This is a genomic window from Micromonospora sonneratiae (genome assembly GCF_042679305.1).
Classification (GTDB): domain Bacteria; phylum Actinomycetota; class Actinomycetes; order Mycobacteriales; family Micromonosporaceae; genus Micromonospora_H; species Micromonospora_H sonneratiae.
Window position 1 is genome coordinate 1 of the sequence record NZ_JBHTMP010000044.1, and the last position, 19,638, is coordinate 19,638.

The window sequence follows — 19,638 nt, forward strand, 5'->3', positions numbered from 1 at the left end:
GTGCCGCGGCGGCGGCGGGCCGGCTCGGCGCGTCGAGCGCGCCGGCCACGGCGGCTCCGACGGAGAACGCGGGTCCGGCCGCGAGGGTGACGGTACGGCCCCGGAAGTTGGTGCGTTCCAGCGTCGCCGCACGCGGACTCGCTGTCACCGCCCGTAGCACGGCTCGGGCAGCCAGGGCGCCGACGCCGGCGGCCAGCAGACGCCCGGTGATCCCCCGCGCGGTCACGACGTGGACTTCGGCGGCAGCAGGGAGGCCCGGCCAGCGCCGATGCCGTAATGGCCCACCCGTTTGGTGGCCACCTGCTCGACCGTTGCCAGTGCCACGGTCAGCTGCCCCTGGGGGGTGTTGGAGTTGTCGACCGTGGAGATGCTCTGGGCGAGGTTGGGCTGCTTGCGTACGGTCGCGACGATGTTGCCGTCGGCGGAGCCGCTGCCGGCGACGACGAGGGACGCCGCCTTGTCGAACTGGGCCACCATCCGAACCACCGACAGGTCCTTCTTGTCCGCGTTCTTGTCGACGTAGGCCTGTCCGCTGACCACCACCACCGCCTCGGCCGGGCCGCTGACCTTACCGTCGACGGTGAGGTAGCCGGCGTTGCTGTAGGCGTTCAGCAGTGCCCGTCGGTCGGGTTCGGTGACCGCCGGGGCGCCCGGGGCCGAGTCCAGCAGTCCACTGGCCAGCAGGGCGCTGGAGGTCTCGGCTCCGTCGCTGTTGCCCGGCAGCCCGGTGGCCGGCACCGTGGGCTGCGCGGCGCGCAGGGCCAACTCGAGCAGGGCGTCGTTGTTGTCCGGGTCGACGAACTTGTCGAGTATGTCGACCCGACCGGTGATGGTGGCCCCGGTGAGCCGCAGCATCTCCAGGACGCCCTCGACGTAGTCACGTCCGCTGGGCAGCCCCAGCACCAGGATCCGACGACCGGTCAGGGTGTTCGGCAGCATGATCTGCGCCGCTTCGACGGCGAAGTCCTCTTCGAGGGAGAGTTCCTTCTCGAGGTCGGCGACCTTCTCACGCCACTGGTCGTTGCTCTTGCTCAACATCGCGACCCGTTCGTTGAGCGAGTCGGCGACCGGTCCGTTGAGGGCCGCGGTCCCGACTATCAGTCCGATCGCCAGGGCGAGGAAGACCGCGGTGAGCGACACCACGTGGTACCGGAAATTAATCACACCTACAGCCTCTTGGTCGGTTCGTGGGGGGTTAGAAGAGCTGTCCGAGTTGGAAGACTAGGTTGTCCCACCATTCGGAGACGACGCCGAGGTATGCCTTACCGACGGTGGAAACCGCCACCGCCGATGCCATCGCGGCCACGGCTGAAAGCACCAGTAGCAACAGGGAGGATCCGGAGATGCTCTGCCGGTAGAGCCGACTGACGCCCTTGGCGTCGACCAGCTTCCCGCCGACCTTGAGGCGGGTGAGGAACGTCGATGCCATCCCGCCCCGGCCCTTGTCGAGGAACTCGACCAGGGTGGCGTGGGTGCCGACCGCGACCAGCAGGGTCGCGCCCTTCTCGTCGGCCAGCAGCATGGCGAGGTCCTCACTGGTGGCGGCGGCGGGAAACGTCTCGGCCCGGACGCCGAGCTGTTGTACGCGTTCCAGGCCCGGCGCGCGCCCGTCGGGATAGGCATGCACGATCACCTCGGCACCGCACCGCAACACGTCGTCGGTGACCGAGTCCATATCGCCAATGATCATATCGGGGGTGTATCCGGCCTCGACGAGCGCATCCGCGCCGCCATCGACGCCGATCAGTACCGGCTTGTACTCCCGGATGTAGGGCCGCAGCACGTCGAGATCGGCCTTGTAGTCGTAGCCCCGTACCACGATCAGGCAGTGCCGGCCCTGGATGTGGGTTTCGATGTCGGGCACACCGACACCGTCGAGCAACAGATCACGTTCCTGTTTGAGGTATTCCATGGTGTTGGCGGCAAATGCCTCCAACTGCACGGAAAGCCCCTCCCGGGCGTCGGCCATCGCCTTTGCCACGGTCTCGGCGTCCTGGAGGCTGCCATGCGCCACCGGCTCACCGTCGACCAGGACGGTGTTGCCCTCGATCCGGACCGTGTCGCCTTCCCGGATCTGTTGGAAGACGCTCTCCCCGAGGTCGTCGAGAAGCGGGATACCGGCGTTGATCAGCACTTCCGGCCCAAGGTTGGGATAGCGACCGGAAACCGACGGTTTGGCGTTGAGTACGGCGGCCACCCCAACCGCGACCAGCGAGTCCGCCGCGACCCGGTCGAGGTCGACGTGGTCGATCACGGCGATCTCACCTGGGCGCAGCCGACCGACCAGACGCTTCGTCCGGCGATCAAGGCGCGCGGTGCCGACAATCGTGCCTGGTTCCGCGCTCCGGTTCCGGCGCAAGGTGGGTAGACGCATCGTGACCATCCTGGCATGTGAGGCAGGGTTTTCTGTCGCGACATGCCTTGAGCAGGGCCGCCACCCCACGGAAGAACACCCACACTACCCGGGCGTGGCAGTGGTTACATTATCGGTTCACGGACGCCTCTCCCTGGCAGCCACGGCCAGGAGTTCCTCAGCGTGGGCGATACCCAGGTCAGAGTCCGGCAAACCGGCCAACATCCGGGCCAGTTCCCTGGCCCGTTCAGTGTCTTCCACCACTCGGACCCCACTGGTGGTCACCGCGCCGCCGGTGTCCTTGGCCACCACCAGATGCCGGTCGGCGAACGCCGCGACCTGCGGCAGATGGGTCACCACCAACACCTGGTGACTACGGGCCAGCCGGGCCAGCCGGCGACCGATCTCCACCGCCGCCTGACCGCCGACACCGGCGTCGACCTCGTCGAAGACCAGGGTGGGCGGGCCACCCGAACCGGCGAACACCACCTCGATGGCCAACATCACCCGGGACAGCTCACCCCCGGAGGCCCCCCGTTGCAGCGGCAGGGACGGCGCACCAGGGTGAGCCAACAGACGCAACTCCACCTCGTCGGCCCCGTCCGGACCGACACCCGCCTCACCACCGCCGACGCACAGGGTCGGCTCCCCCCGCCCCGCCGGGCGGGGCGACACGGTCACCTCGATCCGGGCATGCGGCATGGCCAACCCGGCGAGCTCGACGCTGACCTGCTCGGCGAACCGGCCAGCGGCCTCCCGACGTGCCGCCGACAGCCGCTCAGCCAGCTCGGCCACCTCACCGGCCAGTCGTTCCCGTTCCCGCTCCAACTCGTCCAGCAACTCGTCCGAGGTGTCCAGTTCGGACAGACGTCGCTGGGCCCGGTCCGCCCAGGCGATCACCCCATCGACGTCGTCGGCGTACTTACGGGTCAACGCACGCAACGCGGCCCGACGCTCGTACACGGCCTGCAACCGGGCCGGATCGGCATCGAGCACCCCGAGATAGGTCGACAGTTCCGCGGCGACATCGCCGATCAGGGTCGCAGCCTCCTCCAACCGGACCGCCAAATCGCCGAGGGTACGGTCGACCCCGGCCTGTGCCTCGAGTGCCCGCCGCGCCATGGCCAGCAACGCCGTCGCGTCCGGAGTGTCGTCAGCCACCTCCGCCGCACCGGCCACACACTGCTGGGCCATCTGCGCCGCGGTACGCAGCCCCTCGGCATGCTCCAGTCGCTGCGCCTCTGCCTTGAGCTCGTCGTCCTCGCCGGGCTGCGGGTCGACCCGCGTGATTTCGTCCAGCCCCAGCCGCAGCAGGTCGGCCTCCTGGTGACGCTCACGCGCGTTGCGGCGACGATCGGCAAGGTCGTCGAAAATCCGTCGCCACTCGGTGTACGTCTCGCGGAACGCCTCCAACAGCTTCTCGTGCTCCGGACCGGCGAACCGGTCCAGGGCGGCCCGCTGCTCGGCCGGGCGGAGCAACCGCAACTGGTCGGACTGGCCGTGCACCGCCACCACCTGCTCGCCGACCTCGCCCAGCATCGAGACCGGCATGCCCCGGCCCCCCACGTGGGCCCGCGAGCGCCCCTCAACGGTGACCGTACGGCTCAGCAGCACCGTCCCGTCGTCGTCGGCCTCCCCGCCGGCGTCGGCGATGCGCGCGTGCACCACGGCGGCCGTACGGCCGGCCAACCGCAGTCGCCCCTCGACCACGGCGCGACCGGGATCGGAACGCACCCGGCTGGCGTCGGCCCGGCCACCGAAGAGCAGCCCGAGGCCGGTCACCACCATCGTCTTACCCGCACCGGTCTCGCCGGTGATGACGTTCATACCGCCGGCCAACGGCAGTGTCGTGTCCTCGATGACGCCCAGTCCGGTGATGCGCAGCTCTTCCAGCACAGCCACCGACAGTAGTAGTGGGGCCCGACACTTGACCACCCGACGCGGCTGGCGGGCGCTTTCCGACTCTGGCCGGGTACCTTCCGACTACGGTCGGATCGCCTTCCCGCAACGCTCGGATCGCCTTCCCGCTGCGGTCCGGTTGCCTTCCGGAGCTGGCGGGCCACTCATCGACACCGCCGGCTACCTTCTCGACACCGCCGGCTAACTTCTCGACACCGACCGTCTGCTACACCGGCACTGCCGCTCAGCGGCGGCTGCCCCGCCAACCGTGCACGGGTAGACCGAACTTGGCCACCAACCGGTCGGAGAACGGCCGTGGCCGCAGCCGTACGATGCGCACCGGCAGGTCTCCCCGCCGCACGGTGACCCTGGCTCCCGGCGGCAGGTCGTAGACCCGCCGACCGTCGCAGCAGAGCACCGCCAGGGTGGTGAACGGGTCCACGGTGATCGAGAAAGTGGAGGTCGGCGCGGTCACCAACGGGCGACTGAACAGCGCATGCGCACTGATCGGCACCAGCAGCAGCGCCTCCACCTCCGGCCAGACCACCGGACCGCCAGCGGAGAAGGCGTACGCGGTCGAACCTGTCGGGGTGGCGCAGACCACGCCGTCACAGCCGTACCGGGACAGGGGCCGACCGTCCACATCGACGAGCAGCTCCAGCATCTGGGCACGCTCGCCCTTCTCGACGCTGACCTCGTTCAACGCCCAGGAGTGGATGACCGGCCCGCCCTCGAACTCGGCGGTGACGTCGAGGGTGAGCCGCTCGTCCACTGTGTAGCTACGGCTCACCACGTCGCGGACCGCCAGGTCCAGATCGTCGATCTCCGCCTCGGCGAGAAAGCCGACCTTGCCGAGGTTGATGCCCAGCAGTGGCGCCTTGGCAGGACGGGCCAGGTCCGCGGCCCGCAGGAAGGTGCCGTCACCGCCGAGGGCGACCACGATCTCCGCTCCCTCGGCGGCAGCCGGTCCACTCACCGGCAGCACCCCGGGCAGGTGCAGATCGTCGGCTTCCTCGGCGACGACCCGTACCTCGAACCCGGCCGCGATGAGGTCCGCGGCGACCGTACGGGCGTGTTCGGTGCTGCGCCGCCGACCGGTGTGCGTCACCAACAGTGCCGTACGGCTCATCTGCTCATCTCCCCCGCCGGCGGCCCCTCAACCAGCGACTCTCCGGCCGCAGACGGCCCCGGCACCGAACCCACCGGACCAGCGGCCACGACCGCCCGCACCCGCTGCTCGTCAGCCGCCGGCGCCCCCTGGCGCAACCAGACGAAGAACTCGACGTTTCCGCTCGGCCCCGGCAGCGGGCTGGCTGCCACCCCGGCCAGGCCGAGCCCGAGTTCGAGGGCGGTGGCCGCGACGTCGAGCACCGCCTCGGCCCGCAGCTGCGGATCACGGACCACCCCGCCCGCGCCGACCCGCTCCTTGCCGACCTCGAACTGCGGCTTGACCATGAGCACCAGGTCCCCGTCCGGCTCCGTGCACCCGGCCAGCGCCGGCAACACCAGACGTAACGAGATGAAGGACAGATCCGCCACGGTGAGATCCACCCGGCCGCCGATGATCTCCGGCGTCAGGGTACGGACGTTGGTGCGCTCGAAGACCCGTACCCGATCGTCACCGCGCAGCGACCAGGCGAGCTGACCGTAGCCGACATCGACCGCGACCACCTCGGCGGCGCCGGCCCGCAGCAGCACGTCGGTGAAGCCACCGGTCGAAGCGCCCGCATCGAGGCAACGCCGACCGGCCACACCCAGCCCTTCGGGGGTGAATGCCGCCAGCGCTCCGGCCAGCTTGTGCCCGCCCCGGGAGACGTAGTCCTGGGTGGGGTCCTCCCCCACCACCCGTACGGCATCGGCGGGATCGACCATGGCGGCCACCTTGCGGGCCGGTACCCCGCGTACCTGTACCCGCCCGGCCTCGACCAACGCGGCGGCCTGCTCGCGTGATCGGGCCAAGCCTCGGCGGACAAGTTCGGCATCGAGCCGGGTACGACGTGCCATGGGGCGGATCTCCGGGAACTCGGTCAGGTCAGGTGTGGTCGATGGTGGCGAGGGTTTCGCGCAGCGTGTGGTGCGCGGCCTCGAACTGGGCGATCTGGTCCGCCGGGGAAAGGCCAGCGGCGTTGATGATCGCCTGGATGGCCGCGTCGACGGCCGGGTGCCCGGAGCCCGGTCCGTCGCCCGGAGCCGATGCCTGCGGGAACCCCGGGGGTTGAGCCGACCACAACGGTACGGCGAAGGACGATCCACCCCGGAAGGGGCCGGGTACGGGGGCGCTCATGCTGTCACCTGACAATGTCCGCTCATGCCACACCGGTCCCCGGTGGCAGCTTCCTGGCTGTGGTCTTCTTGGCCACAGTCTTCTTGGCCGTGGCCTTCTTCGCCACGGTCTTCTTCGCCACAATCGTGGCCGCAGGCTTCTCGGTGGCGGCCTTCTTGGCTACCGCCTTCTTCGCGACCGCCTTCTTGACGGCGGCCTTCTTGGCCACCGGCTTGGTCGCTGTCGTCGGCCCAGCCACCGTCCCGGCGGCACCCGACTGGGCGGCAGCCGCCTCCGCCACGGTCCTGGCCTCGCGTAGCTCCCGCTCCAACTCGTGCACCCGTTTGGTCAACGCGGCGACCTCGTCGGCCGTGGCGAGACCCACCACCCCCAACGCCCGATCGACCTCGAACCGAACGATCTTGGTCAGCGCCTCCCGGTTGGCGAGGCCGGTGGACACCAGTTCCTCGGCCAACGCCTGCAGCTGCGCAGCCGTGGCACCGCTGGACCCGACCACCTTCCGGGCGACGGTCTGCGCCCGCTTCCGTGACGCCTCCGTCAACCCCAGGGCCAGCTCCAGATAGGCCCGCCACGCGTCCTGCATGCCACTTCCCTTCGCGATGCCGACTATGTCCGGCTGTCACGCTACCGGGCGCCGGTTGATACCCGGTGCGGTACGGTGCCCGGGAACGGACATTGTGTCGGACGAGGAGGCAACGGTGGCCAGCGTGGACGAGTGCCGGCAGGCGTTAGATGAGCTGGCGCGCCGTCTGGAGGCCAATGCCAACGCAGGTGCCCTGGTGAACCTCGACCGGACCCTGGCCTGCCGGATCACCGACCTCGGTACCGCGTTCCACGGCCGGCTCAGCAACGGACGGCTGCTCGGCCTCGAAGACGGCGACGACCCGAAAGCGAAGATCGCTCTCAGTACGACCAGCGACGACCTGATCGCCCTGATCCAGGGCCGGCTCGACCTTCCAAGGGCGCTGGCCAACCGCCGGGTGTCGATCAGCGCCAGCCCGTTCGACCTGCTCAAACTCCGCAAGCTGCTCTAGCGGGTACGCCGTCCGCCCGGCCGGCAGGCCCGGCGGAAGCCATGGGTCCGGCCGTCACTCGTCGACGGGTGCCAGCTGACGCAACGCCTCACGGACCGCGTCGGTGCCCACAGTGGGGTCGGGCAGCCGTACCACACCGTCCATCTCAAACAGTCCACCGAGATCACGTGCCACGAACGTGGGCCGGGCCGAGGGCGGCGCGTCGAGAAGATCCGCCAGCGAACTCACCCCGGTGAGCACCAGCAGGCTGTCCATTCCCGCCCGTACCGCGCCCTCGATGTCCGTGTCCAGACGATCACCGACGACCAGTGGACGGCTGGCCCCGATCCGCTGAGCCGCCGTGTGGAACAGTGCGGGTTCGGGCTTCCCGACCACCAGGTCGGGATCCCGGTCGAGCGCCGTACGCAACACCGCGATCAGTGAACCGTTGCCGGGCAGGGGGCCTCGGGGGCTGGGCAGGGTGCGGTCAGCGTTCGTGGCAATCCAGAGCGCCCCGGAGCGTACCGCCACCGCCGCCTCGGCCAGCTCGCTCCAGCCCACCTGCGGCCCGTACCCCTGGACGACCGCTTGCGGCTCCTCGTCGGCTCGGGCAACTGGGAGCAGACCGGCGGCCCGTACCTCGGCACGCAGCGCCTCCGCTCCCACCACCAGCACCGAGGCACCCGCTGGCAGACGGTCGGCCAGTACCTGCGCGGCGGCTGCTGCCGAGGTGAGCACCTCATCGGGACGGGCGGCAATGCCCATCCCGGTGAGCAGCTCGGCGACCTCGGACGAGCGGCGGGAGGCGTTGTTCGTCGCGTACGCCAGCGGCCGTCCCTCGGCATGCAGCCGGGCAATCGCCTCGATTGCGCCGGGAATCGGCCGATCGATCAGATAGACCACGCCATCAAGATCGAAGATGACGAGGTCGTAACTGTCGACCAGCCGTTCCCGGGTCACGTCGTTCACGAACGCTCGGACTCCGAACCGTCCTCGGACCGCTGCGGCCGGGCAGAATCAGTGTCGTCCCGGTCGTCGTCGGCTGCCGGCTGCTCCGGGGCCGCCGCCTCAGCCTCCCGGTCCTGGAGAGTCTCCGGCTCGGTGCTGTCGTCGGCATCCTCCCCCGTCTCGGCGTCCGTCTCGTCGTCCCCCTCGAGCACGACGCCGTCGAGTTCGAGCAGGCGCTCGGAGGCGTCGGTCTCGCCCTCCTCGTCGACGTCGGCGGCCCGGGCAAACCATTCGCGGGCCTCTTCCCGACGTTCGACGGCCAGCAGCGCGTCGGCGTAGGCATAGCGCAGCCGAGCTGCCCATGGCTCGGTCGCGTCACCGGTCAGCTCACGTACCTGGAGCATTGCCACCGCCGCGTCACCCTGACCCAGGTCTCCCCGGGCACCGGCGGCCACGATCAGCAGTTCGATGGCTCCGGCCTGGTCCAGCGATTCGCGGTCGGCCCCCCGGTAGAGGTCGATCGCCCGCTCCGGGCGGCCCAACGCACGCTCGGAGTCCGCGATCACGGCCAGGTGCGTCTGCCGACCGCTCATCCTGTGGTACGTCCGCAGCTCAGCGATCGCCGTCTGCCACTCGCCAGCGTGGTACGCAGCCAGCCCCACCGCCTCGCGGACGGCAGCGATACGCGAAGCAAGGCGGCGTGCGGCCAACGCATGCGCCAGTGCTTCCTGCGGGGCCTCGTCGATCAGCTGGCCCGTAGCGACCAGGTGTCGCGCAACCGTCTCCGCGACCGGCTTGGCCAGCGACAGGAGTTCGGCCCGGACCGTGCTGTCCAGGTCCGTTGCGACAATCTCATCTGGCAGGGCCGGACCCGCTGGCGCCGCCGCCCGACCGGCACCCTGCCCCTCGGGGGAACGGTCCCGCCGCTCCTCGCCTCGGCCCCGGTAGCCACCCTCGCGCTGCCGCTCGTCGAAGCCACGCCGGTCGTCGCGACGCGGCCGCTCGGCACGGTCGCCCCGGAAGCCGCCTTCACGACGGTCATCACGCTGGAAACCGCCCTCACGACGGTCTCCGTCACGGAAACCGCCCTCACGACGGTCATCACGCTGGAAACCACCCTCACGACGCGGCGGCCCACCACGGAAACCACCATCGCGCGAGTCGGAATCGCGGCGGAAGCCACCCTCACGGCGATCCCCACCACGGAAACCACCCTCACGACGGTCCCCACCACGGAAACCGCCCTCACGGCCAGCGCCCTGACGGTCACGATCCCCGCCAAAACCACCCTCACGACGCGGCGGCCCACCACGGAAACCACCATCGCGCGAGTCGGAATCGCGGCGGAAGCCACCCTCACGGCGATCTCCACCACGGAAACCACCCTCACGACGGTCCCCACCACGGAAACCACCCTCACGACGGTCATCACGCTGGAAACCACCCTCACGACGATCCCCACCACGGAAACCACCATCGCGGCGATCCCCGTCACGGAAACCACCCTCACGACGGTCATCACGCTGGAAACCACCCTCACGACGCGGCGGCCCACCACGGAAACCACCATCGCGCGAGTCGGAATCGCGGCGGAAGCCACCCTCACGACGGTCTCCGTCACGGAAACCGCCCTCACGACGGTCATCACGCTGGAAACCACCCTCACGACGGTCTCCACCACGGAAACCACCCTCACGGCCAGCGCCCTGACGGTCACGATCCCCGCCAAAACCACCCTCACGACGCGGCGGCCCACCACGGAAACCACCATCGCGCGAGTCGGAATCGCGGCGGAAGCCACCCTCACGGCGATCCCCGCCACGGAAACCGCCCTCACGACGGTCATCACGCTGGAAACCACCCTCACGACGGTCTCCACCACGGAAGCCACCCTCGCGGCCAGCGCCCTGACGGTCACGATCCCCACCGGAACCACCACGTTGGCCACCGCCTCGGTAGCCTTCCCGCTCGCCTGAACCGCCCCGGGCGTCGCGGTCACCTCGATACGGCGGTCGATCATCGCGACGCGGAGCCCAGCCCCGGCCGTCGTCACGGCGGGGCCGATCGTCGTAACGACGCGGACGGTCTCCGTCCTGCGGTCCTGAACTCACGGGTAAATCCTTCCTGATGGCGCTACAACCGGAGCAACGCAGTTGTGGGCCACCCGGATGCCGGGTGGCCCACAACTAGAAGAAGTCCGGCGGCGTCCTACTCTCCCACACCCTCCCGAGTGCAGTACCATCGGCGCTGGAGGGCTTAGCTTCCGGGTTCGGAATGTAACCGGGCGTTTCCCCTCCGCCATGACCGCCGTAACACTATCGACATATCAAACAACCCCCAGGGCTGTTTGTTTGCCAGGAATCACACAGTGGACGCGCAGAATCTTTGTAATCAAGCCCTCGGCCTATTAGTACCGGTCAACTCAACCCGTTACCGAGCTTACATCTCCGGCCTATCAACCCAGTCGTCTAGCTGGGGGCCTTACCCCATCAAGTGGGTGGGATACCTCATCTCGAAGCGAGCTTCCCGCTTAGATGCTTTCAGCGGTTATCCCTTCCGAACGTAGCCAACCAGCCGTGCCCCTGGCGGGACAACTGGCACACCAGAGGTTCGTCCGTCCCGGTCCTCTCGTACTAGGGACAGCCCTTCTCAAGTATCCAACGCGCACGGCGGATAGGGACCGAACTGTCTCACGACGTTCTAAACCCAGCTCGCGTACCGCTTTAATGGGCGAACAGCCCAACCCTTGGGACCTGCTACAGCCCCAGGATGCGACGAGCCGACATCGAGGTGCCAAACCATCCCGTCGATATGGACTCTTGGGGAAGATCAGCCTGTTATCCCCGGGGTACCTTTTATCCGTTGAGCGACACCGCTTCCACTCGCAAGTGCCGGATCACTAGTCCCGACTTTCGTCCCTGCTCGACCTGTCAGTCTCACAGTCAAGCTCCCTTGTGTACTTACACTCAACACCTGATTGCCAACCAGGCTGAGGGAACCTTTGGGCGCCTCCGTTACCCTTTAGGAGGCAACCGCCCCAGTTAAACTACCCACCAGACACTGTCCCTGAACCGGATCACGGTCCGAAGTTAGATACCCAAACCAACCAGAGTGGTATTTCAAGCTTGCCTCCACCCATACTGGCGTATGAGCTTCACCGGCTCCCACCTATCCTACACAAGCTAATTCGGATACCAATGTCAAGCTATAGTAAAGGTCCCGGGGTCTTTCCGTCCTGCCGCGCGTAACGAGCATCTTTACTCGTAATGCAATTTCGCCGGGCCTGTGGTTGAGACAGTGGGGAAGTCGTTACGCCATTCGTGCAGGTCGGAACTTACCCGACAAGGAATTTCGCTACCTTAGGATGGTTATAGTTACCACCGCCGTTTACTGGCGCTTAAGTTCTCAGCTTCGCCCCCAAAAGAGCTAACCGGTCCCCTTAACGTTCCAGCACCGGGCAGGCGTCAGTCCATATACATCGAATTACTTCTTCGCATGGACCTGTGTTTTTAGTAAACAGTCGCTTCCCCCTGCTCTCTGCGGCCATACAACGCTCCACAAGCAAGTTGCTTCACGTCTCCGGCCCCCCTTCTCCCTAAGTTACGGGGGCAATTTGCCGAGTTCCTTAACCACAGTTCGCCCGATCGCCTCGGTATTCTCTACCTGACCACCTGTGTCGGTTTGGGGTACGGGCCGCTCGGAACTCGCTAGAGGCTTTTCTCGGCAGCATAGGATCACTGACTTCACCTGAATCGGCTCGGCATCACGTCTCACCCACATGCACCACGGATTTGCCTATGGTGCGGGCTACACGCTTACCCCGGCACAACCACCGGCCGGGATCAGCTACCTTCCTGCGTCACCCCATCGCTTGACTACTACCCGCCAGGTTCCCACGCTCCCCGAAATTGGTCCGAAGACCGCCCCCGGTTCGGGTGGTTAGCACAACGAGGTTCATCATGGGCGTTCCTTCGCGGGTACGGGAATATCAACCCGTTGTCCATCGACTACGCCTCTCGGCCTCGCCTTAGGTCCCGACTCACCCAGGGCGGATTAGCCTGGCCCTGGAACCCTTGGTCATCCGGCGGAAGGGTTTCTCACCCTTCTTTCGCTACTCATGCCTGCATTCTCACTCGTGCCGCGTCCACAGCTGGGTCACCCCGCTGCTTCACCCCCGGCACGACGCTCCCCTACCCATCCACACACCTGGACACCACCCCGAAAGGCAATGCCGAGTAAAAATGTGAATGCCACAGCTTCGGCGGTGTACTTGAGCCCCGCTACATTGTCGGCGCGGAACCACTTGACCAGTGAGCTATTACGCACTCTTTAAAGGGTGGCTGCTTCTAAGCCAACCTCCTGGTTGTCTATGCGACCCCACATCCTTTTCCACTTAGCACACGCTTAGGGGCCTTAGCTGGTGATCTGGGCTGTTTCCCTCTCGACTACGAAGCTTATCCCCCGCAGTCTCACTGCCGCGCTCTCACTTACCGGCATTCGGAGTTTGGCTGATTTCGGTAAGCTTGTAGGCCCCCTAGACCATCCAGTGCTCTACCTCCGGCAAGAAACACGCGACGCTGCACCTAAATGCATTTCGGGGAGAACCAGCTATCACGGAGTTTGATTGGCCTTTCACCCCTAACCACAGGTCATCCCCCAACTTTTCAACGTTGGTGGGTTCGGCCCTCCACGCGGTCTTACCCACGCTTCAGCCTGCCCATGGCTAGATCACTCCGCTTCGGGTCTAGGACACGCGACTGAACGCCCTGTTCAGACTCGCTTTCGCTACGGCTACCCCACCCGGGTTAACCTCGCCACATGCCACTAACTCGCAGGCTCATTCTTCAAAAGGCACGCCGTCACCCCTAAAGGCTCCGACGGATTGTAGGCGAACGGTTTCAGGTACTATTTCACTCCCCTCCCGGGGTACTTTTCACCATTCCCTCACGGTACTCGTCCGCTATCGGTCACCAGGTAGTATTCAGGCTTACCAGGTGGTCCTGGCAGATTCACGGCAGATTACAGGGGTCCGCCGCTACTCGGGAACATCCACAGAAGACCAGCCACTTTCACCTACCGGACTATCACCGCCTACGGTTGGCTTTTCCACACCATTCGGCTAGCAACTGGCTTTGTAACTTCTCGGATGAGTGTCAGCTCACCCAGCAGAGTCCCACAACCCCAACCACGCAACCCCTGACAGGTATCACACGCAGCCGGTTTAGCCTAAATCCGCTTTCGCTCGCCACTACTCACGGAATCACATTTTGTTTTCTCTTCCTGCGGGTACTGAGATGTTTCACTTCCCCGCGTTCCCTCCACACACCCTATGAGTTCAGGTGCGGGTGACACCACATGACTGGTGCCGGGTTACCCCATTCGGACACCCTGGGATCACAGCTTGGTTGACAGCTCCCCCAGGCCTATCGCGGCCTCCCACGTCCTTCATCGGCTCCTGGTGCCAAGGCATCCACCGTTCGCCCTTGACAACTTGACCACAAAGATGCTCGCGTCCACTGTGCAATTCTCAACAAACAACCAACCCACAACCCACGGCACCACACCAACCCACCAACATGGACGGTATGCGGCACCAGGCCATGCCTGGCAAACAACCAGAAGAACCAAACACAAGTGTTTGTTCCCTCAGGACCCAACAGGATGCTCTACACCCACCACCAGCCGCACCAACCCACATCGTTCCCACCACAAAGTGGCTGTACTAGAAAAGGCCGGCCGTTGCCAACAGCAGACTCACCAGTGTCTCCGCCAAATGAGCACCCCAACCTGACATTCGCAGGTCGCGGGCTCCATACCGTCCTTCGACGGATGGTGCTCCTTAGAAAGGAGGTGATCCAGCCGCACCTTCCGGTACGGCTACCTTGTTACGACTTCGTCCCAATCGCCAGCCCCACCTTCGACGGCTCCCTCCCACAAGGGGTTGGGCCACCGGCTTCGGGTGTTGCCGACTTTCGTGACGTGACGGGCGGTGTGTACAAGGCCCGGGAACGTATTCACCGCAGCGTTGCTGATCTGCGATTACTAGCGACTCCGACTTCACGGGGTCGAGTTGCAGACCCCGATCCGAACTGAGACCGGCTTTTTGGGATTCGCTCCACCTCACGGTATCGCAGCCCATTGTACCGGCCATTGTAGCATGCGTGAAGCCCTGGACATAAGGGGCATGATGACTTGACGTCATCCCCACCTTCCTCCGAGTTGACCCCGGCAGTCTTCGATGAGTCCCCGCCATAACGCGCTGGCAACATCGAACGAGGGTTGCGCTCGTTGCGGGACTTAACCCAACATCTCACGACACGAGCTGACGACAGCCATGCACCACCTGTGAACGGCCCCGAAGGACCCGACATCTCTGCCGGATTTCCGAACATGTCAAACCCAGGTAAGGTTCTTCGCGTTGCATCGAATTAATCCGCATGCTCCGCCGCTTGTGCGGGCCCCCGTCAATTCCTTTGAGTTTTAGCCTTGCGGCCGTACTCCCCAGGCGGGGCGCTTAATGCGTTAGCTGCGGCACAGAGGACCGGAGAGGCCCCCCACACCTAGCGCCCAACGTTTACAGCGTGGACTACCAGGGTATCTAATCCTGTTCGCTCCCCACGCTTTCGCTCCTCAGCGTCAGTATCGGCCCAGAGACCCGCCTTCGCCACCGGTGTTCCTCCTGATATCTGCGCATTCCACCGCTACACCAGGAATTCCAGTCTCCCCTACCGAACTCTAGCCTGCCCGTATCGACTGCAGGCCCACAGTTGAGCTGTGGGTTTTCACAGTCGACGCGACAAGCCGCCTACGAGCTCTTTACGCCCAATAAATCCGGACAACGCTCGCGCCCTACGTCTTACCGCGGCTGCTGGCACGTAGTTGGCCGGCGCTTCTTCTGCAGGTACCGTCACTTACGCTTCGTCCCTGCTGAAAGAGGTTTACAACCCGAAGGCCGTCATCCCTCACGCGGCGTCGCTGCATCAGGCTTTCGCCCATTGTGCAATATTCCCCACTGCTGCCTCCCGTAGGAGTCTGGGCCGTGTCTCAGTCCCAGTGTGGCCGGTCGCCCTCTCAGGCCGGCTACCCGTCGTCGCCTTGGTAGGCCGTTACCCCACCAACAAGCTGATAGGCCGCGAGTCCATCCCAGGCCGAAAAACTTTCCACCCCCCACCATGCGGCAGGAAGTCATATTCGGTATTAGCCCCCGTTTCCGAGGGTTATCCCAAAGCCTAGGGCAGGTTACTCACGTGTTACTCACCCGTTCGCCGCTCGAGTACCCCGAAGGGCCTTTCCGCTCGACTTGCATGTGTTAAGCACGCCGCCAGCGTTCGTCCTGAGCCAGGATCAAACTCTCCAACAAAAACCTTTGGAAAAGCGTCCCGGCAACATAGTTGCCAAAGGAATCCAACCAAACCAATCCCGAAGAACCAGCCTGGCCGGGGTTTCAAAAACTTGGCACTGGCTTATCAAGCACCCTGTTGAGTTCTCAAAGAACAAACACACACCATCAAACAAACCCGCTCAGCAGGCCCGCCATCCGGGGCTTTCGTTCCGCTCCCGCCGTTTCCGCCGGGCGCCTTTACTACTTTACCTCACCGTTTCTGTCTGTCAAATCCGGTCTCACCCGAATCTGCCGACTTAACGGCCGGTCCCAATTCCTCAAAATCGGCGCAACGAAATCTCGTCGACCTATTCTTTGGAATTTAGCAGGCCGGTCTCTGCGGTTCGAAGTGACCCGCACGCTCGCCCGGTGCCCTGCCGACCGTCAACCATACCTGGTCGGTCTCGCAACGCCAAATCGACCCGAGTTCCGGTTCGCCTGGCGCCACACCGCCCAGTCCAGCATCGTACTGCGGTCGCCCGCTCGTTCGATCCTGGGGTTGTCCCCCAGGCCGGCCTCCCGTTGCGTTTCGCTCCGGTTCGTCCGTCTCCCTGCGGGCAGAGAGAAAGTTACGCGGCGGACAGAATGATCGTCAAATCCGCCCGCCGCGTTCCGCGTCACACCAATGACATCTGACTATCCGGCGAGTTCGACACCGGCAAACGAACGCTTGCCCCGACGCAGGACCAGGAACCGCCCGTGTAGCAGCGCGTCGGCGCCGACGGTCGCGTCGACGTCGGAAACCCGCTGGTTGTTGACGTACGCGCCACCTTCGGTGATCGCCCGACGGGCCTCGTTCAGGCTGCTCACCAGCCCGGTCTCCTTGAGCAGCGCCGCCACCGGAGGCAGCTCGGCCAACTGCACCAGACCGGCCTCGGACAACGCCGCCCGCAGCGTCTCGGGGGACAACTCGTCCAGTGAGCCCCGTCCGAACAGTGCCTGGCTTGCCGCCACCGCCTGCCGGGTCTCCTCCTCGCCATGCACCAGCGTGGTCAGTTCCTCGGCCAGGGCGCGCTGGGCCAGCCGGGCAGCGGGGCGCTCCTCGGTCGCCTTCGCCAGCTCCTCGATCTCCTCACGTGACCGGAAGCTGAAGTAGCGCAGGTAGCGGACCACGTCCCGGTCATCCGCGTTGATCCAGAACTGGTAGAACGCGTACGGGCTGGTCATCGCGGGGTCGAGCCAGACCGCCCCGCCCTCGGTCTTGCCGAACTTGGTGCCGTCGGCCTTGGTGACCAGCGGGGTCACGAAGGCCTGGACCGGTCCCCCGCCCCGGCGTCGGATGTAGTCCACCCCGGCGGTGATGTTGCCCCACTGGTCGGAACCGCCGAACTGGAGCGTGCAGCCGTACCGTCGGTGCAGCTCGAAGAAGTCGTTGGCCTGGAGCAGTTGGTAGCTGAACTCGGTGAAGCTGATGCCGGCCTCCAGCCGGGCCTTGACCACCTCGCGGGCCAGCATCTTGTTGACCGGGAAGTGCTTACCGACGTCACGGAGGAACTCGACCACCGACATGGTGTCGGTCCAGTCGAGGTTGTTGACCATCCGAGCGGCGCTCTCCCCGTCGTAGGTGACGAACGGGTCGAGCTGCTGCCGGATCCGTTCCACCCAGCCAGCCACGACCTCCGGCGGGTTGAGCACCCGCTCGCCCGCCTCCTTCGGGTCGCCGATCTGTCCGGTCGCACCACCGACCAGCAGCAACGGACGGTGACCGGCCCGCTGCAACCGTCGCGCGGTCAGGACCTGCACCAGGTGGCCGACGTGCAGGCTCGATGCGGTGGGGTCGAAGCCGACATAGAACGTCACCGGGCCACCGGCCAACTGCTGGCGCAGTTCGTCGATGTTGGTGGAGTCCTGGATCAGGCCCCGCCACTGCAGGTCGTCGATCAGTTGGTCCCCGCCCTGGTGCTCGGCGGGTGGAAGGCTGCTATCGGTCACGGTGGGGATTCTCCCCCATCCGGCATGTCCAGCCGTACCCGGTTCGGCAGGTCAGCAACGCGGACCGGGCCGGTATCCGCTCCCGGTTCCCCGGTTTTGCGTCCTCGGCCGCGGCCCGACGAGCCCTGGACCGATGATCGAGGGCCGCGACGCGTCAGGCCATCCGCCGCACCGGCGGTACCCGGTCGCGGCTCAGCACCGGGGCAACCAGTACGGCCAGCAACGGGGGGAGCACAACGACCGCAAGCAGGGCCAGCCACGGCGGGTGCCAGTCGATCTCGGTGCTGTAGGCGACGTGCTCGGCGGCCGGGCCGATCCCGGCCAACGACCCGAGCGGAGCGCCGAACCCGACGACCACGGCAGCCTGTGCGGCGGCCATCCGCCGGCGTACCCGGGGCGTGGCACCGACCGCGGTCATGGTGGACAGGTCACCACGCAGCTCCGAGGCGGCCAAGCCGACCGCGGCGATACCGGCCGTCACCGTGATCGCCACGCTGATCGCGGCCAGCACGTAGTACATCGCGTTTGTCTCACCGGTGGCGACTCGCCCGTCTGCCAACTTGACCGCGATCGGCGCGGCCGGAACCGGGCTGGCGTCGAGCTGTGCCCGCAGCAGCACGGTGGCCTCCCGCCCGGTGACCGTCCGGATGGTTTCGGCGCCACCGATCGTGATCTCCGGTTGGTCCATGGCGTTCATCGCGGTGGGTGTCTCGGCCGTTGCCGGACCGTTGAAGATCGGGATGAGGACATCACCATCCGGGGAGTCGGTGACCAGTCGAAGTTGGGTTGCCGCCCGGGTCGGCAGGGCCTGTGCCAGTCGTCGTATCCCGTCCGAACCGAGCAGATCGCTGACTTCGGCGGGCGGCAGGATCTGTCCCCGGGCGGGCCGACGATAGTGCCGGTGGCGTCTCGCCCTGAGCACCGCCGACCAGGGGCAACGCCACACTGCTGGCGACTGCGGCGGTGACGCCGCCACGGCAGCTCCGCTCCGCAGCCGGCGCCGGGCCGCGTGTCGCAGGGCGAGCCGGCCGGCCAGGGGTAGGTTCGCCGCGAACCGGCCCATGCGGGTGGGCGCACCGTCGTGGGCTCGGCGGGGATGTGAGTCGCAGTAACGCGAAGCGACCTACTCGACGCCGGCCAACCCCGCTTGCAGAAGCTGGAATGCCTGGTCGGCGTCCCGCACCGCGCCGGGGTAGACGTCGTCCGCGCCGGCCCCGTCGGCGAGTTGACGCCAGTTGCGCCGGGCGAGGATTCGCTGCACGGTCACTGCCTGGCCGGCCACCAGCCGTGCGGTCAGGTCAGCGAGGCCCGCTTCGACCAACGCCTGCGTCAGGGCCGACTCGTCACACTCGGCGTGTTGGGCAATCCTGGCGACCAGGCTGGGCGTCGAGAAGACCATTCGGTGGTAGGCCAGCACCTCGGGGTGGTCGTTGAGCCCGGTCACCGGATCCCGACGGCGGAGCCCGTCGGTGAAGTGGCGGTGCAGGGCGGTCAGCGGCAGCTCGCCGGGAGCACGATTCCGGACCACCCGGGCGGCTTCTTCGCCATGGTCGGCGATCCGGTGCAGGACCAGGTCCTCCTTGGTGGGGAAGTACTTGAACAGGGTGGGCTTGGAAACCTCGGCGGCGGCTGCCACCTCGGCCACCGAGACCTGGTCGAACCCCCGGGCGAGGAACAGCGAGATGGCCGCTGACGAGATCGCCTGATGCGTCCGCTCCCGCTTGCGCTCGCGTAGGCCGGTCGGTGTCTGCACAGACCGAAGGTAGCACTGACCATACTCGGTTAGAAACTTTTCCAAGTCAGTTTTTTAACCGGGTAAAGTATGACT

General features: G+C 66.2%; 12 protein-coding genes, 3 rRNA genes and 2 pseudogenes. 1 reads left to right on the plus strand and 16 read right to left on the minus strand.

Features of this window, described 5'->3' with window-relative positions; all coding sequences use genetic code 11:
* The 8 genes and pseudogenes from ACFQ4H_RS24215 to ACFQ4H_RS24250 all read right to left on the minus strand — a co-directional run.
* A pseudogene (locus ACFQ4H_RS24215) lies at nt 1-226 on the minus strand (hypothetical protein); the annotation flags it as partial.
* Complete coding sequence (locus ACFQ4H_RS24220) at nt 223-1,164, minus strand: copper transporter (protein WP_377574433.1); 942 nt, start codon at nt 1,162-1,164, stop codon at nt 223-225. The gene ACFQ4H_RS24220 and the pseudogene ACFQ4H_RS24215, both read right to left, overlap by 4 nt.
* 31 nt (nt 1,165-1,195) lie before the next feature.
* Nucleotides 1,196-2,374: a putative cytokinetic ring protein SteA gene (steA, locus tag ACFQ4H_RS24225; protein ID WP_377574436.1), complete on the minus strand. Its 1,179-nt coding sequence runs from the start codon at nt 2,372-2,374 to the stop codon at nt 1,196-1,198.
* A 117-nt stretch (nt 2,375-2,491) separates the two neighbouring features.
* Nucleotides 2,492-4,249, minus strand: coding sequence for a DNA repair protein RecN (recN, locus tag ACFQ4H_RS24230; protein ID WP_377574568.1), 1,758 nt, complete (start codon nt 4,247-4,249; stop codon nt 2,492-2,494).
* Nucleotides 4,250-4,496: 247 nt separating this feature from the next.
* On the minus strand, nt 4,497-5,381 hold the full coding sequence (locus ACFQ4H_RS24235) for an NAD kinase (protein ID WP_377574438.1): 885 nt from the start codon (nt 5,379-5,381) through the stop codon (nt 4,497-4,499).
* Entirely contained in the window at nt 5,378-6,256 is an 879-nt protein-coding gene (locus ACFQ4H_RS24240; protein ID WP_377574440.1) for a TlyA family RNA methyltransferase, read from the minus strand. The genes ACFQ4H_RS24235 and ACFQ4H_RS24240 overlap by 4 nt, the downstream gene beginning before the upstream one ends.
* Nucleotides 6,257-6,284: 28 nt before the next feature.
* On the minus strand, nt 6,285-6,536 hold the full coding sequence (locus ACFQ4H_RS24245) for a hypothetical protein (RefSeq protein ID WP_377574443.1): 252 nt from the start codon (nt 6,534-6,536) through the stop codon (nt 6,285-6,287).
* A 22-nt stretch (nt 6,537-6,558) separates the two neighbouring features.
* A complete protein-coding gene (locus ACFQ4H_RS24250) occupies nt 6,559-7,119 on the minus strand; it encodes a phasin family protein (protein ID WP_377574445.1) in 561 nt (186 codons plus the stop codon).
* Nucleotides 7,120-7,234: 115 nt separating this feature from the next.
* Between ACFQ4H_RS24250 and ACFQ4H_RS24255 the strand changes: the two genes are divergently transcribed.
* Nucleotides 7,235-7,570: an SCP2 sterol-binding domain-containing protein gene (locus ACFQ4H_RS24255; protein WP_377574448.1), complete on the plus strand. Its 336-nt coding sequence runs from the start codon at nt 7,235-7,237 to the stop codon at nt 7,568-7,570.
* A gap of 111 nt (nt 7,571-7,681) precedes the next feature.
* Here the strand turns inward: ACFQ4H_RS24255 and ACFQ4H_RS24260 are convergent.
* From ACFQ4H_RS24260 to ACFQ4H_RS24295, 8 genes and pseudogenes are all read right to left on the minus strand, one after another.
* A pseudogene (locus tag ACFQ4H_RS24260) lies at nt 7,682-8,509 on the minus strand (HAD-IIA family hydrolase); the annotation flags it as partial.
* A gap of 5 nt (nt 8,510-8,514) precedes the next feature.
* Nucleotides 8,515-9,333 (minus strand): Replicase polyprotein 1ab, encoded by an 819-nt coding sequence (locus ACFQ4H_RS24265; protein WP_377574571.1) that lies wholly within the window; start codon nt 9,331-9,333, stop codon nt 8,515-8,517.
* A gap of 1,359 nt (nt 9,334-10,692) precedes the next feature.
* A 5S ribosomal RNA gene (gene rrf, locus ACFQ4H_RS24270) occupies nt 10,693-10,809 on the minus strand.
* 75 nt (nt 10,810-10,884) lie between these two features.
* Nucleotides 10,885-13,994 (minus strand): 23S ribosomal RNA (locus ACFQ4H_RS24275).
* Nucleotides 13,995-14,340: 346 nt separating this feature from the next.
* Nucleotides 14,341-15,857: ribosomal RNA gene (locus ACFQ4H_RS24280) — 16S ribosomal RNA — on the minus strand.
* The 16S, 23S and 5S rRNA genes sit together here, the layout of an rRNA operon.
* A 657-nt stretch (nt 15,858-16,514) precedes the next feature.
* Nucleotides 16,515-17,810, minus strand: a complete 1,296-nt coding sequence (tyrS, locus tag ACFQ4H_RS24285; protein WP_377574451.1) for a tyrosine--tRNA ligase — start codon at nt 17,808-17,810, stop codon at nt 16,515-16,517.
* Between the two features lie 154 nt (nt 17,811-17,964).
* Nucleotides 17,965-18,873: an FtsX-like permease family protein gene (locus tag ACFQ4H_RS24290; RefSeq protein ID WP_377574454.1), complete on the minus strand. Its 909-nt coding sequence runs from the start codon at nt 18,871-18,873 to the stop codon at nt 17,965-17,967.
* A 60-nt stretch (nt 18,874-18,933) separates the two neighbouring features.
* Nucleotides 18,934-19,563: a TetR/AcrR family transcriptional regulator gene (locus tag ACFQ4H_RS24295; RefSeq protein WP_377574456.1), complete on the minus strand. Its 630-nt coding sequence runs from the start codon at nt 19,561-19,563 to the stop codon at nt 18,934-18,936.
* Between the last annotated feature and the right edge of the window lie 75 nt (nt 19,564-19,638).